Origin of the sequence: Pseudomonas beijingensis (assembly GCF_030687295.1) — a bacterium.
GTDB lineage: Bacteria > Pseudomonadota > Gammaproteobacteria > Pseudomonadales > Pseudomonadaceae > Aquipseudomonas > Aquipseudomonas beijingensis.
In genome coordinates, this window is the sequence record NZ_CP117425.1 from 5,499,680 (window position 1) to 5,514,491 (window position 14,812).

9 protein-coding genes and 2 pseudogenes are annotated in these 14,812 nt (G+C 61.3%); 6 read left to right on the top strand and 5 right to left on the bottom strand.

Annotated elements, in window-relative coordinates:
• Positions 1-2 precede the first annotated feature (2 nt).
• Positions 3-1,667, bottom strand: a complete 1,665-nt coding sequence (gene ettA / locus PSH84_RS24425) for an energy-dependent translational throttle protein EttA (protein ID WP_122564955.1) — start codon at positions 1,665-1,667, stop codon at positions 3-5.
• 271 nt (positions 1,668-1,938) lie between these two features.
• Here ettA and PSH84_RS24430 point away from each other — a divergent pair, with 271 nt between their 5' ends.
• The 6 genes from PSH84_RS24430 to PSH84_RS24455 all read left to right on the top strand — a co-directional run bounded on the left by PSH84_RS24430 (position 1,939) and on the right by PSH84_RS24455 (position 11,208).
• Positions 1,939-5,787: a sensor domain-containing protein gene (locus tag PSH84_RS24430; RefSeq protein WP_305481933.1), complete on the top strand. Its 3,849-nt coding sequence runs from the start codon at positions 1,939-1,941 to the stop codon at positions 5,785-5,787.
• A gap of 249 nt (positions 5,788-6,036) precedes the next feature.
• Positions 6,037-7,290 (top strand): serine hydroxymethyltransferase, encoded by a 1,254-nt coding sequence (gene glyA / locus PSH84_RS24435; RefSeq protein WP_122564957.1) that lies wholly within the window; start codon positions 6,037-6,039, stop codon positions 7,288-7,290.
• 207 nt (positions 7,291-7,497) lie between these two features.
• Positions 7,498-8,028: a hypothetical protein gene (locus PSH84_RS24440; protein WP_305481935.1), complete on the top strand. Its 531-nt coding sequence runs from the start codon at positions 7,498-7,500 to the stop codon at positions 8,026-8,028.
• Positions 8,029-8,415: 387 nt separating this feature from the next.
• Positions 8,416-9,729, top strand: a complete 1,314-nt coding sequence (locus tag PSH84_RS24445; protein WP_122564959.1) for a C4-dicarboxylate transporter DctA — start codon at positions 8,416-8,418, stop codon at positions 9,727-9,729.
• Between the two features lie 59 nt (positions 9,730-9,788).
• The gene (locus PSH84_RS24450; protein WP_305468572.1) at positions 9,789-10,493 is read left to right on the top strand and encodes a FadR/GntR family transcriptional regulator; all 705 of its coding nucleotides are present in this window, start codon (positions 9,789-9,791) and stop codon (positions 10,491-10,493) included.
• 22 nt (positions 10,494-10,515) lie between these two features.
• Complete coding sequence (locus PSH84_RS24455) at positions 10,516-11,208, top strand: GntR family transcriptional regulator (protein WP_305468573.1); 693 nt, start codon at positions 10,516-10,518, stop codon at positions 11,206-11,208.
• 79 nt (positions 11,209-11,287) lie between these two features.
• Here PSH84_RS24455 and yjiA read toward each other — a convergent pair whose 3' ends face one another.
• From yjiA to PSH84_RS29135, 4 genes and pseudogenes are all read right to left on the bottom strand, one after another.
• The gene (yjiA, locus tag PSH84_RS24460) at positions 11,288-12,256 is read right to left on the bottom strand and encodes a GTPase (RefSeq protein ID WP_122564962.1); all 969 of its coding nucleotides are present in this window, start codon (positions 12,254-12,256) and stop codon (positions 11,288-11,290) included.
• 186 nt (positions 12,257-12,442) lie between these two features.
• Positions 12,443-12,639 (bottom strand): annotated as a pseudogene (locus tag PSH84_RS24470) (YbdD/YjiX family protein).
• Positions 12,629-14,133: pseudogene (locus PSH84_RS24475) on the bottom strand (carbon starvation CstA family protein). The pseudogenes PSH84_RS24470 and PSH84_RS24475 overlap by 11 nt, the downstream one beginning before the upstream one ends.
• The gene (locus PSH84_RS29135) at positions 14,043-14,711 is read right to left on the bottom strand and encodes a carbon starvation CstA family protein (RefSeq protein WP_439800541.1); all 669 of its coding nucleotides are present in this window, start codon (positions 14,709-14,711) and stop codon (positions 14,043-14,045) included. The pseudogene PSH84_RS24475 and the gene PSH84_RS29135 overlap by 91 nt, the downstream one beginning before the upstream one ends.
• Between the last annotated feature and the right edge of the window lie 101 nt (positions 14,712-14,812).

A 14,812-nucleotide genomic window follows, 5' to 3' on the forward strand; every position in this document is an offset into this window, starting at 1 on the left:
AATCAGGCCAGTTTCTTGTGCCGGACGCGATGCGGCTGGGCGGCCGCTTCGCCGAGGCGTTTCTTGCGATCGGCTTCGTACTCGGTGTAGTTGCCTTCGAAGAACACCGCTTGGGAATCGTCTTCGTACGCCAGGATGTGGGTCGCCACGCGGTCGAGGAACCACCGATCGTGGGAGATCACAATGGCGGCGCCCGGGAAGTCCAGCAAGGCTTCTTCCAGGGAGCGCAGGGTTTCGACGTCGAGGTCGTTGGACGGTTCGTCGAGCAGCAGGACGTTGCCGCCCTCCTTCAAGGTCAACGCCAGGTGCAAGCGACCGCGCTCACCACCGGACAGGTCCTTGACGAACTTCTGCTGGTCGCCGCCCTTGAAATTGAAGCGACCCACGTAAGTGCGCGACGGAATTTCATAATTGCCGATGCGGATCTGGTCGGATCCGTCGGAGATCTGCTGGAACACGGTCTTGCTGCCGTCCAGGTCTTCGCGGCTCTGGTCGACGCAAGCCAACTGCACGGTTTCGCCGACTTCGATGCTGCCCGAATCCGGGGTTTCCTTGCCCATCAGCATGCGGAACAGCGTGGATTTACCCGCACCGTTACCACCGATCACACCAACGATGGCACCTTTGGGCATGGAGAACGACAGGTTGTCGATCAGCACGCGGTCGCCATAACCCTTGGTGACATTCTTGAACTCGATGACCTTGTCGCCCAGGCGCGGACCGGCCGGGATGTAGATCTCGTTGGTTTCGCTGCGCTTCTGGAATTCCTGGGATTGCATTTCCTCGAAGCGTTGCAGACGTGCCTTGGATTTGGACTGGCGGGCCTTGGCGCCTTTGCGCACCCACTCCAGCTCTTCCTTCATGGCTTTTTCATGGGCCGACTGCTGCTTGGATTCCTGGGCCAGACGATCGGACTTGGCTTCCAGCCAGCCCGAATAGTTGCCTTCGTACGGAATGCCTGCGCCGCGGTCAAGTTCCAGGATCCAGCCGGCGACGTTGTCCAGGAAGTAACGGTCGTGCGTAATCGCAACCACGGTGCCTGGGAAGTCATGCAGGAAGTGTTCGAGCCAGGCGACGGAATCGGCGTCCAAGTGGTTGGTCGGTTCGTCGAGCAGCAACATGTCCGGGGCCGACAGCAGCAGGCGGCACAAGGCCACGCGGCGCTTCTCACCGCCCGACAGGTGTTCGACCTTCGCGTCCCAGGCTGGCAGGCGCAGCGCGTCGGCAGCGACTTCCAATTGGCGCTCCAGGTTGTGGCCATCGCTGGCCTGCAGGATAGCTTCGAGCTTGGCCTGTTCGGCGGCCAGCTTGTCGAAGTCGGCATCCGGGTCAGCATAGGCGGCATAGACCTCGTCGAGGCGCGCCTGGGCGTCCTTGATCACGCTGACCGCTTCCTCGACCACTTCACGCACGGTCTTGCTCGGGTCCAGTTGAGGTTCCTGGGGCAGGTAGCCGATGTTCAGGTCTGGCATCGGACGGGCTTCACCGTCAAACTCGTTATCGACGCCGGCCATGATTTTCAGCAGCGTGGATTTACCCGAGCCGTTGAGGCCCAGTACGCCGATCTTGGCGCCAGGGAAGAAGGACAGAGAAATGTTTTTCAGGATTTCCCGCTTCGGCGGAACAACTTTGCTCAGCCGATGCATGGTGAAGACGTATTGAGCCATGGTGAACCTAGCGTCAGTGACAGGTGAAAAGAACGAGCCAGGCCATGCGCGGCGCCGGCACTTGACGGTCATCAATGCCTGCGGGCGGATAGAGCCTGGGGATCTGGAGCTGGAACGCTCTTGTTTGACCGGCAAAGCTACCTCAACCGACGGTCAAGGTCCAGCCGCCAGGGGCTGGCACTTTGCCACAAGTCAAGGCATGCTAGCCGCCCTTCGGGCGTCCGGCTTATAGTGCGTGTCGCGCCAGTCCAGCAAACCGCAGGATCCCAGCTTGTCTAATGTCACGCCGCCCCTGTCCCCTCGTGCACCGACCGCCGTGCCCGGCTCGCCCCTGCGCGGGACACTGAAGGGCGCGCTGGCCACACTGGTGCTGCTGTTGCTCGGCTTGCTGTTCTGGCAACTGCTCGACCAACTGCGCGAAACCCAACAGCAACAGCGCCAATACACCATCGACTACACCGCCGATCTTGCCGCACAGGTCAGCCTGAACATGGCGCTGAACGCGCAAATCGCCCTCAATCTGCTACCAATCGTCGAGCAACCACAAAGTGCCGACGAACAGCAGGCCCTGGTGCGCAAACTCCAGCAGTCGCTACCCGAATTACGCAGCCTGGCACTGCTGAGCCCTTCCGGCCGAGTGCTCAGTGACAGCGACACCGACAGCCACGACGCCGATTACCTGGCTGATCTGGTGCGGCGCAGCCGGGCCCAGGCCCATTACTTCAGCAATGCCGAAGACGGCTCCGTCGTTCATCTATTGTTGCATCAGGCCAGCGGCAGCAGCCGGGGCTATTGGGCCTTGCGTCTGACCCCGAGTTTTTTCGCCACCCTGACCAAGCAGGCCGATGTGGGGCTGCGCCCGCTGTGGCTGGTGGAAAACCGTCTCAACCAGCAGATCGTCAGCCGCGACGAGAGCCTGCCCTCGAGCAGCCCTACCCATCTGTCCCCGGATGACCTGGAGAACACGGTACTGACCGTGCCCCTGAGCAGCAGCGACTGGCAACTGCGAGGGCTGTTCGACCGTCGCCAGGTGATCGAGCAACTGCTGCCGGCCTTCATTGGCAAGTGCCTGCTGGGCCTGGCATTTTCGTTGCTGCCGGTGATCGCGCTCTTGAACATGCGCCGACGCCAGCGGCAGTTGCATGAAGGTCGACGACGTTACCAGGATATTTTCGAAGGCACCGGCGTGGCCCTGTGCGTGCTGGACCTGTCGGGACTCAAGGCCTTTTTTGAGCGGGCCGGCCTGCACACTGGCGATCAATTGCGCGCCTGGCTGCAAACCCCTCACCAACTCGAACAATTGCGCCAGGAAGTTCACGTCACCGAAGTCAACCAGATGGCGTTGAAACTGCTCAACGTCGACTCCTGTGCCCAGGCTTGGCAGTTGCTGGTCGGCAAGGGCACGCCAGACAACAACCCCGTCGGCTCGAAACTGCTCGAAGCGTTGCTCGACCAACACAAGCAACTGGAACTGGAAATCAAGCTCCAGGACGCCCATGGCCGCGACCAGCACCTGTGGCTGGTGCTGCGCCTGCCGGAAAAACAACAAGACTGTAACGCGGTCATCCTGAGCATCAGCGACATCACCAGCCGCAAACTGATCGATCTCTCGCTGCTCGAACGCGAAGGTTTCTGGTCCGACGTGGTACGCACCGTGCCGGACCATCTCTACGTGCAGGACGTCATCAGCCAGCGGATGATCTTCAGCAACCATCACCTGGGTCAGACCCTGGGCTACGACCGCACCGAACTGCACCAGATGGGCGAGTACTTCTGGGAAATCCTGCTGCACAGCGACGACGCCGATCACTACCACAACCTGCGCCAGGAACAACGGCGGGGCGGCTATACGCAACTGCTGCAATGCCAACTGCGCTTTCGTCATCGCAATGGCAAATGGCGTTGTTTCGACATCCGCGAACAAGCCCTGGCCCGGGACCGGCACGACCAGGTGACCCGGATCATCGGCGTGGCCAAGGACGTCACCGAGCAGATCGAGGCCAGCGAATCGCTTCGCGACAGCGAGCAACGCTATCGGATGCTCGCCGAAAGCATCAGCGATGTGATTTTCTCAACCGACAACAAGCTTTCGCTCAACTATGTCAGCCCGTCGGTGCAAGCGGTGCTGGGCTACACCGCCGATTGGATTTTCCAGAACGGCTGGCAATCGATCATCGCCAATCCGCAACAACTGACCGGCATCTACAGCCTGATGGACCGCGTCAGCAAGGCCCTCGACAAGCCTGATCAACTGGCCGAGCTGCGCAACCAGATGCAGACCCAGCTGTTCCTGTTCGACTGCCTGCGTGCCGACGGGCGCAAGATCCCCATCGAGTTGCGGCTGGTGCTGGTGTGGGATGAACACGGCGCATTCGAAGGCGTGCTCGGCGTCGGCCGCGACATCAGCCAACAGCGGCGCGCCGAAAAAGACCTGCGCATGGCCGCCACGGTCTTCGAGCACTCGACCTCGGCGATCCTGATCACCGACCCGGCCGGCTACATTGTCCAGGCCAACGAAGCGTTCAGTCGCGTCAGCGGTTATGCCGTGTCGCAAGTGCTGGACCAGTTGCCCAACATGCTGACCGTGGACGAGCAGCAGGAAGCCCACTTGCGCTACGTGCTCAAGCAGTTGCAGCAGCACAGCACCTGGGAAGGCGAGGTCTGGCTCAAACGCCGCAATGGCGAACACTACCCGGCCTGGGTCGGCATCACCGCCGTGCTGGACGACGAAGGCGACCTGGCCAGCTATGTGTGCTTCTTCAGCGACATCAGCGAACGCAAGGCCAGCGAGCAGCGCATCCATCGCTTGGCCTATTACGACGCCCTGACCCACCTGCCCAACCGCACGCTGTTCCAGGATCGCCTGCACACCGCACTGCAGTCGGCCGAGCGGCAGAAGACCTGGGTCGTGCTGATGTTCCTCGACCTGGACCGTTTCAAGCCGATCAACGACTCCCTGGGCCATGCCGCCGGTGACCGGATGCTCAAGGAAATGGCCACGCGCCTGCTCGGCTGCGTCGCCGACGACGACACCGTGGCGCGCATGGGCGGCGACGAATTCACCCTGCTGCTGCAACCACGCGCCAGCCGTGAAATGGCGCTGAACCGGGCCATCACCGTGGCCGAGCAGATCCTCGCCAGCCTGGTTCGGCCCTTCGTGCTCGAAGGCCGGGAGTTTTTCGTCACCGCCAGTATCGGTATCGCCCTGAGCCCACAGGACGGCAACGAACTGAGCCAGTTGATGAAGAACGCCGACACGGCCATGTACCACGCCAAGGAGCGTGGCAAGAACAACTTCCAGTTCTACCAGGCCGACATGAACGCCAGCGCCCTGGAGCGCCTGGAACTGGAAAGCGACCTGCGCCACGCCCTGGAGCAGAACGAGTTTGTGCTGTACTACCAGCCGCAGTTCAGCGGCGATGGCAAACGCCTGACCGGCGCCGAGGCCTTGCTGCGCTGGCGCCATCCGCGCCGTGGCTTGGTGCCACCGGGGGACTTCATCCCGGTACTCGAAGAACTCGGGCTGGTGGTGGACGTCGGCGACTGGGTCATCACCGAAGCCTGCCGGCAACTCAGGACCTGGCACCAGGCCAAGGTCCGGGTGCCGAAGGTCTCGGTCAACATTTCCGCCCGGCAGTTCTCCGACGGCCAACTGGGCACGCGCATCGCCAATATCCTGCGCAGCACCGGTCTGCCACCGGCTTGCCTGGAGCTGGAACTGACGGAAAGTATCCTGATGCGCGAAGTCAGCGAGGCGATGCAGATCCTGGCCGGGTTGAAGAACCTGGGCCTGAGCATCGCTGTCGATGACTTCGGCACCGGTTATTCATCGCTCAACTACCTCAAGCAATTCCCCATCGACGTGCTGAAGATCGACCGCACCTTCGTCGACGGCCTGCCGTCCGGCGAGCAGGATGCGCAGATCGCCCGGGCGATCATCGCCATGGCCCACAGCCTCAACCTGGCGGTGATCGCCGAGGGCGTCGAGACTCATGAGCAACTGGACTTTTTGCGCGAGCACGGCTGCGACGAAGTCCAGGGCTACCTGTTCGGCCGGCCGATGCCGGCCAATCGGTTCGAAGCGCAGTTCAGCAATGATGCGTTGTTCATGCTTGACTGAGATGCTTGGTGTCAGGGCTGGCCTCATCGCGAGCAAGCTCGCTCCCACAAGGATCTGTGGTGTATGTAGATTCCAAGGACACCCACAAACAAGTGTGGGAGCGAGCTTGCTCGCGATGAGGCCGGTACAGGCGACGCCGAGCACTGCGTGAAACCCATTCGTCCGCGACATGACCTCCTTTCATATGCCTTCCAAAACCGGTTGGGTTAGAATGCCCCCCTTTTCTGCCCCCGATCCTTGAGGACCGCCATGTTCAGCCGTGATTTGACTATTGCCAAGTACGACGCCGATCTCTTTGCCGCCATGGAGCAAGAAGCTCAGCGCCAGGAAGAGCACATTGAGCTGATCGCTTCGGAAAACTACACCAGCCCCGCGGTGATGGAAGCTCAAGGCTCGGTACTGACCAACAAGTACGCCGAAGGTTACCCGGGCAAGCGCTACTACGGTGGTTGCGAGTACGTCGACGTGGTCGAACAACTGGCCATCGACCGCGCCAAGGAACTGTTCGGCGCCGATTACGCCAACGTCCAGCCACACGCGGGCTCCCAAGCCAACGCCGCTGTGTACCTGGCGCTGCTGTCGGCCGGTGACACCATCCTGGGCATGAGCCTGGCCCACGGCGGCCACCTGACCCACGGTGCCAGCGTTTCCTCCTCCGGCAAGCTGTACAACGCCATCCAGTACGGCATCGACGGCAATGGCCTGATCGACTACGACGAAGTCGAGCGCCTGGCCCTCGAGCACAAGCCGAAAATGATCGTGGCCGGTTTCTCCGCCTACTCGCAGATCCTCGACTTCCCGCGCTTCCGCGAAATCGCCGACAAGGTCGGTGCCTACCTGTTCGTCGACATGGCCCACGTTGCCGGCCTGGTTGCCGCAGGCGTCTATCCGAACCCGGTGCCATTCGCCGACGTGGTCACCACCACCACTCACAAGACTCTGCGCGGTCCACGTGGCGGCCTGATCCTGGCTCGTGCCAATGCCGACATCGAGAAGAAGCTGAACTCCGCCGTCTTCCCGGGCGCCCAGGGTGGCCCGCTGGAGCACGTGATCGCCGCCAAGGCGATCTGCTTCAAGGAAGCCCTGCAACCTGAGTTCAAGGCTTACCAGCAACAAGTGGTGAAGAATGCCAAGGCCATGGCCGGCGTGTTCATCGAGCGCGGCTTCGACGTGGTGTCCGGCGGTACCGAGAATCACCTGTTCCTGCTGTCCCTGATCAAGCAGGACATCTCCGGCAAAGACGCTGACGCGGCGCTGGGCAAGGCGTTCATCACCGTGAACAAGAACTCGGTGCCCAACGACCCACGCTCCCCGTTCGTCACTTCGGGCCTGCGCTTCGGCACCCCGGCCGTGACCACTCGCGGCTTCAAGGAAGCCGAGTGCAAGGAACTGGCCGGCTGGATCTGCGACATCCTGGCGGACCTGAACAACGAAGCGGTCATCGACGCCGTGCGTGAGAAGGTCAAGGCTATCTGCAAGAAGCTGCCGGTATACGGCGCTTAATCAGCTCGCCAACGCGTAGCCAAAAAGGCCCGCATCGAAAGATGCGGGCCTTTTTTATTGACGAGCAAAACATACGATCAAACAACTAACGCCAGCCATCCTTTAACGTCCTGCAATACAGACAACCCCAGAAGTGATTAATAACTCAATAAGATCCAGCGTCTTCCACCTTTAACTTGATCACCCACTTCAGGAGTCAATATTCACATGGACAGTGAACATTCCTTTTATGCAACACTTGATATGTTTAGCGCTCACATCAATCTACTGGAAAGGCTGCATGGCAAACCGGCGCTGGCGACGGTCAGTTCTTTCAGCGGTGGATTTTATACCGGCAAACCCCAGACCCAAGATCATTCACACCTGCTTGGCATGCGCGCCGAAGACCCGAGGACGCGCGGTGAGCCCTTGCGGCTGCATTTCCGGCATATGGCGGGCGGTTATCTCCTGACCATAAAAAACACCGGCGAGCACTACAACAAACTGCTCAGTAAAAGCTGGTTTGAAATACTTGGCGCAAAGAATGCCAATACTAAAAACCCGACGATTTTTAACCTGATGGACTTTCAACAGAAGGTCATCACGCCGGAAACTATCAAACCCGGTCACACCCGCATTTCGCTCATGACGGCCAATAGAAAACATGTGGGGGGATTAAGGCTACGGGGCTCGCCTTATCTCTATCTTGCCGAGACGGAGGAACAGTCAAAAGCGATGTTCATTCTGAGCGTCCTTTGAGACAAATACCCGTAGAGCATTTTAATGCAAGGCAGTAACCCCCCCCTGTGGCGAGGGAGCTTGCTCCCGCTCGGTTGCGCAGCGACCGCAACATCCTGGGGCTGCTGCGCAGCCCAACGGGAGCAAGCTCCCTCGCCACAGTCTTGTGTATCTCCTCACTTAGGCATCTGGCGGCAAAATTTTTTTCAGCCAGGAAAAGGCTCAAGCACAGGGTTTTCACCGCAACTGGTAAGACCGGTAAAGCCAAACCGTCGCCATCGGGCTTGCACAGCCGCGAAAACAGCGCCTAGACTGCCCCTGCACTGGACAAACCGGTAAGACCACAATAATGAAGTCCCGACGCCAGCCTCCCTGGCGAACAAGGACACCGAACCAGGAATCCCTCCCATGCTCAAATGGTGCTCGCGGTCGATCTTCCTACAAGTTGTCCTCGGACTGGTGCTCGGCATCGTCTGTGGGCTTACCCTTCCCGAATATTCTGCACAGCTCAAACCCCTCGGCGACGGCTTCATCAAGCTGATCAAGATGCTCATCGGCCTGATCGTATTCTGCGTGGTGGTCAGCGGCATCTCCGGCGCCGGTGATCTCAAGAAAGTCGGGCGCATCGGCCTCAAGTCGGTCATCTACTTCGAAGTCCTCACCACCATCGCCCTGGTCATCGGCCTGGTCCTGGCTTTCAGCACCGGCATTGGCAGCGGCGCGAACATCCACCTGGAGCAGCTCTCCAGCGCGGACGTGAACGATATCGCCCAGCGCGGCCAGCACATGGTCACCACCACCCAGTTCCTGATGAACCTGATCCCGACCTCGGTGATCGGCGCCTTCGCTGAAAACAACATTCTGCAAGTCCTGCTGTTTTCGGTGCTGTTCGGCAGCGCGCTGAACCTGGTGGGCGATGCAGCTAGCGGCATCTCGCGGCTGATCAACGAACTCAGCCATGTGATCTTCCGCATCATGGGCATGATCGTGCGCCTGGCCCCTATCGGTGTGTTCGGCGCCATTGCCTTTACCACCAGCAAATATGGCCTGGACTCGCTGCAGCACCTGGGCAGCCTCGTCGGCCTGTTCTACCTGACCTGCATCGCCTTCGTCACGCTGATCCTCGGTCTGGTGATGCGTGCGTCGGGCCTGCCGATGCTGCCGTTTCTCAAATACCTGCGCGAAGAGCTGCTGATCGTCCTCGGCACCGCGTCGTCCGACGCCGTGCTGCCCCAAATCATGCGCAAGCTCGAGCACCTGGGGATTGGCAGCTCCACCGTGGGCCTGGTGATTCCAACCGGTTACTCGTTCAACCTGGACGGTTTTTCGATCTACCTGACCCTGGCGATTGTCTTCATCGCCAACGCCACTGGTACGCCCTTGGCCCTGAGCGATCTGTTGACCATCCTGCTGGTCTCGCTGATCACCTCCAAGGGCGCCCACGGGATTCCCGGCTCGGCGCTGGTGATCCTGGCGGCGACGCTGACCGCGATCCCGGCGATCCCGGTGGTCGGCCTGGTGCTGGTGCTGGCCGTGGACTGGTTCATGGGCATTGGCCGGGCCCTGACCAACCTGATCGGCAACTGCGTGGCGACCGTGGCGATTGCCCGCTGGGAAAAAGACATCGATGTGCCTCGGGCGCGCAAGGTGCTGTCAGGCCAACAAGGCTATACCTTCCAACCCAGAAAACCGGTGGGCAGTGCCCATCACCAGCAATTCTGAAAGATGGCGATGCCGGCCCGCGAGCCGGCATCGCCTGATTGATTTCCAAGGAGTCACATGTGATCAGCTCATCGACCGTCGTCAATTCCGTGGTGGAGAAACTCCGCGCCGCCCTCGCCCGGGGCCAGTGGCGCTCAGGCGACATGCTGCCCGGCCAGCGCGAGTTGGCCGAGCAACTGGGTATCAGCCGCCCCAGCCTGCGTGAAGCGGTGATTGTCCTGGAAACTCTGGGACTGGTGCGCTCGATGCCGGGCAAGGGCGTCGTGGTGCTGGAGGCCAATCCCGGCGATGCCGCCATTGAAGGCAGTGCCATGGCCGGCGCGAGCCTGGAAGACCTGCTGCAACTGCGCTACACCCTGGAACCCTTCATCGTCGGCCTGGTGGCCCAGTCCATCAGCAGCAAGGAAGTCGGCCAGTTGCGCCTGACCCTCATGGACATGCGCGAAGCCCTGGAAGCCAACGACAGCGACGCCTGCGCCAACGCCTACATCGCCTTCCATGAAGAATTGTTTGCCCTGACGTCCAACCCGATCTTCCAGAACGTGGTCCAGCAGACCAGCAACGCCCTCAAGCAAAGCGCCGACGTGTTGCGCAACTCGCCCGAGCACCTGGCCGAACGCCTGACAGAGAACGAAGCGGTGGTCCGTGCCATCCGTGGCAAGAACAGCGCCCAGGCCAGCGCCGAAATGCGCCGGCACATTCTTCGGGAAGGCCAGCGCATGGGCATCGAATTGAATATTCCGGACGATAACCTCGGCACTTGAGCCTGGGTCTGCGGAGACCGCCATGAATAATCTCGTTTCCCATCAACATAACCGCAATGTACTCGCCGCCCTGCCCCTGCCCGGGCGGATCGGCAAACCGTCGGTGGACGATATCTACCCGCGGATCTTCGACGCCATCCTCGAACAACGCATTGCCCCGGCCAGCCGCTTCACCGAGGAAAGCCTGGGGGACGTGTTCGGTGTCAGCCGCAGCATCATTCGCCGTGTCCTGGCGCGCCTGTCCCACCAGCAAGTGGTGATATTGCGGCCCAACCACCGGCCACAAGTCGCCGCGCCGGACCTGGAGCAGACCCGGCAGATCCTTCATGCTCGCCGCCTGGCTGAGCAAACCCTGGTGCGCCTGGCTTGCAAGGCGCCGCAACCGCAGGATCTACGACGCCTTCGGGATCTGGTGGAACAGGAACAGCACTGCCTGGACCGCGGCGAGCGTGGCCCGGCGATACGCCTGTCCGGCGAGTTTCACCTGCAACTGGCCGCCATGGCCGGCAATGCGCCGTTGAGGCAATTTCTCGGCAGCCTGGTGCCGTTGACCTCGTTGGCCTTGGCGCGACATGAGGTCAAATCCCGTCGACATTGCGCCTGGCAGGAACACTTGGCGATCATCGACGCGGTGGAAGGCCGCAACGTCAATGAAGCGGTGCGGCTGATGGACGAGCATCTGGACCATCTGGAGCAAAAACTGCTGATCGCATAACGGTTGTGGCGAGGGCACTTATCCCCTCGCCACGATAAGAGCTAGCCGCACGCTGCTGGTGACCTCAAGTACGGAGCTGTCAAAGTAGTGCGGCTTCGAAACCGGCGCGGATCTTCTCTTCGGGCAGTTCATCGGCAATGAACACGATCACGCTTTCCCGGGCTTCGTCGGGCGCCCATTCGGTGTCCCAATCGAAACCGTACAACTTGAGCACGCCCTGGAACACCAGCCGACGGGGTTCGCCAGCGATGTTCAGCACGCCTTTGTAGCGCAGCAATTGCTTGCCGTGGTCTTCCAGCAACTGGTTCATGAACTCGCTGAGCTTGTCGATATCCAGCGCCTTGTCGGTGCGCAGCACCAGGCTGCTGATGCGATCACCCGGGGTTGCCTTGCCCACCGGTCGCAGGCTGAACCCTGCGCCCAGGTCCGCATTGAGATTGAAACCGCGAATGTCGAGCAGCTCGGCCAGGTCGATCTTGCCGTGTTCGACCACCCTGATCGGCGCCCGCCGGTTGATGCGCGTCAGACGTTCGCCAAGGGCCTGGACTTGGGCGGCATTCACCAGGTCGGTCTTGCTCAGGAGCAGGCGGTCGGCAAACCCGACCTGGGCCTGGGCGATGGCCTGGGTCAGGTGGATGTCGGCGTGAGCGGCGTCCACCAGGGTCAGGATCCCGTCGAGGATATAGCGCTCGCGCAGGTCCTCGTCGATGAAAAAAGTCTGCGCCACCGGGGCCGGATCAGCCAGGCCGGTGCACTCGATGACCAGGCGGTCGAAGGCGATCTCGCCGCTGTCCAGCCGCTCGAGCAACAGGTACAGGGCCTTGGTCAGGTCGGTGTGAATGGTGCAGCACACACAGCCGTTGGCCAGGGTCATGACTTGCACCGGCTCGTCACCCAGCAGTTGGGTGTCGATACCGGCATCGCTGAATTCGTTCTCGATCACGGCGATTTTCAAGCCGTGCTCAGCCTTGAGCAGATGGCGCAACAGCGTGGTCTTGCCAGCGCCGAGGAAGCCACTGAGGATGGTGACCGGGATGGGAGAGGACAAACTGAATCTCCTTGATGCCTGAAAGGAAAGCGGTTTTGTGGCGTATGCAAATGCTGAAACCAACCCAAAACAACTGTGGGAGCGGGCTTGCTCGCGAAAGCGGTGTGTCAGCCACATTATCTGTTAACTGACCCGACGCCTTCGCGAGCAAGCCCGCTCCCACATGGGGTTTAGGTTTAGCTCAACTCAACAACACTTGGGCCCACCCTTGCCGCCGTAACGGGCCTCCTGGCGTTCGCGAAAAGAACGCTCGTAGTCCATCATCGGCTTGTCCAGGGTGTTTGGTTTGCATGTGCTCGACGTAGTGTTGTTAGTCGGGCATGCCGACCATCAGGCGGGGGCCTGACCGAGGTATTTACCAGGCGACTCAAGTCATTGAACATCGTTGCAATCCTCTAGTAAAGCGTGCTGGCAGGGCTGGAATGGCGCTTCTTTGTCCGTGCGTTCCTTGGTGCCCCCAGGCGGCGATGCCGACCTGAGCGCGTAGAACAGGATGCTGAAGACCACGAACAGGAACAACACCGTCAGCGTCGCGTTGGTGTAGGCGTTGAACACCACGTGCTGCATCTGCTCGATGATCTTGGCCGGGGCAGGATCTGGCCGGCAGCCAGGGCATCGTTGTATTTGCGCGCCAGGGCCAAAAAAGCCGATCGCCGGGTTGGCGTCGAACAGCTTGATCAGGCCCGCCGTGGTGGTGCAGATCAGCAGCCAGGCCGCCGGCAGCAGCGTGACCCAGACGTAGCGCTGGCGCTTCATCTTGATCAGTACCACGGTGGCGAGCATCAGGGCGATACCGGCCAGCATCTGGTTGGAGATGCCGAACAGCGGCCACAAGGTGTTGATGCCGCCCAGCGGATCGATCACGCCCTGGTACAACAAGTAACCCCACAGCGCCACGCAGCCGGCGGTGGCGATCAGGTTGGCGGTCCAGGATTCGGTGCGCTTGAGCGCCGGCACGAACGAGCCGAGCAGATCCTGGAGCATGAACCGCCCGGCACGGGTACCGGCGTCCACGGCGGTGAGGATGAACAGCGCTTCGAACAGGATCGCGAAGTGGTACCAGAACGCCATGGTGTTCTCACCCGGCAGCACCGAGTGCAGGATCTGCGCGATACCCACCGCCAGGGTCGGGCGCACCGCCGGCACGGGCCAGCACGGTGGTCTCGCCGATGTCCTTGGCCACCGCTTGCAGCGCTTCGGGGGTGATTGCAAAACCCCAGTGCTGACGGTCTGCGCCACGGCCACCACGTCACCGCCGACGATCGCCGCCGGGCTGTTCATGGCGAAGTACACGCCCGGCTCGATCACCGATGCGGCAACCATCGCCATGATCGCCACGAAGGACTCCATCAGCATGCCGCCGTAACCGATGTAGCGGGCGTTGGTTTCGTTATCCAGCTTGGGCGTGGTGCCCGAGGAAATCAGCATGGAAACCGAGACCGCGCCGCAGGCAATGGTGATGAACAGGAACGGAACAGCCCGCCCTTCCACACGGCCCGGTGCCGTCGGTGAACTGGTGGTCAGCGCCGGCATTTTCAGCTCGGGCATGGTGACCAGGATGCCGATCGCCAGGCGACGATGGTGCCGATTTTCAAGAACGTCGACAGGTAGTCCCGCGGCGCCAGGATCAGCCACACCGGCAGTACCGCGCGACGAAACCGTAGCCGATCAGCATCCAGGTGATGGATCCGGTGAAGGGTGAAAGCCTTGGCCCAGACGGGTCGGCCGCGATCTGCCCGCCCAGCCAGATCGAGCCCAGCAGAACAGCACGCCGATGAACGAGATTTCAACCGATGCGGCCCGGGCGGATGTAACGCATGTAGATGCCCATGAACATCGCGATCGGGATGGTCGCCATCACCGTGAAGATCCCCCACGGGCTCTCGGCCAGGGCCTTGACCACGATCAGCGCCAGCACCGCGAGGATGATGATCATGATCAGGAAACAGCCGAACAGCGCAATGGTGCCGGGGATGCGGCCCATTTCTTCCCGGACCATGTCGCCCAGGGAGCGCCCGTTGCGGCGGGTGGACAGGAACAGGATCATGAAGTCCTGCACCGCACCGGCCAGCACCACGCCGGCGATCAGCCAGAGCGTACCGGGCAGGTAGCCCATCTGCGCCGCCAGCACCGGCCCGACCAGCGGCCCCGCGCCGGCAATGGCCGCGAAGTGGTGGCCGAAGAGAATGTGTTTGTTGGTCGGGACGTAGTCCAGGCCATCGTTGTTGAGCACGGCGGGGGTGGCCCGACGCGCATCGAGTTGCATCACGTTGTTGGCGATGAAGAGGCTGTAGTAGCGGTAGGCGACCAGATAGATGGCCACGGCGGCGACGACGATCCAGAGGGCGTTGATCGCCTCACCTCGGCGCAAGGCCACGACGCCCAGGGCGCACGCTCCTAAGACGGCCAGCAGTAGCCAGGGTAGATGGCGCAGCAGGCTATTATTGTTTTTCATTTTTATATTCCAGCCAGGGTGGACAAGAAAGATAGCCACAGGAGTTTAGCGCTAACCTGGACAAAGGCCATACTCGACATTCGTCTGTCTGTTGCCGAACG

Bases quoted from the DNA above. Each gene is read 5' to 3' on its own strand.
- glyA (WP_122564957.1), top strand. From the start codon at position 6,037: ATGTTCAGCCGTGATTTGACTATTGCCAAGTACGACGCCGATCTCTTT.
- PSH84_RS24455 (WP_305468573.1), top strand. From the start codon at position 10,516: ATGAATAATCTCGTTTCCCATCAACATAACCGCAATGTACTCGCCGCC.
- PSH84_RS29135 (WP_439800541.1), bottom strand. From the start codon at position 14,711: ATGAAAAACAATAATAGCCTGCTGCGCCATCTACCCTGGCTACTGCTG.
- ettA (WP_122564955.1), bottom strand. From the start codon at position 1,667: ATGGCTCAATACGTCTTCACCATGCATCGGCTGAGCAAAGTTGTTCCG.
- PSH84_RS24445 (WP_122564959.1), top strand. From the start codon at position 8,416: ATGCTCAAATGGTGCTCGCGGTCGATCTTCCTACAAGTTGTCCTCGGA.
- PSH84_RS24440 (WP_305481935.1), top strand. From the start codon at position 7,498: ATGGACAGTGAACATTCCTTTTATGCAACACTTGATATGTTTAGCGCT.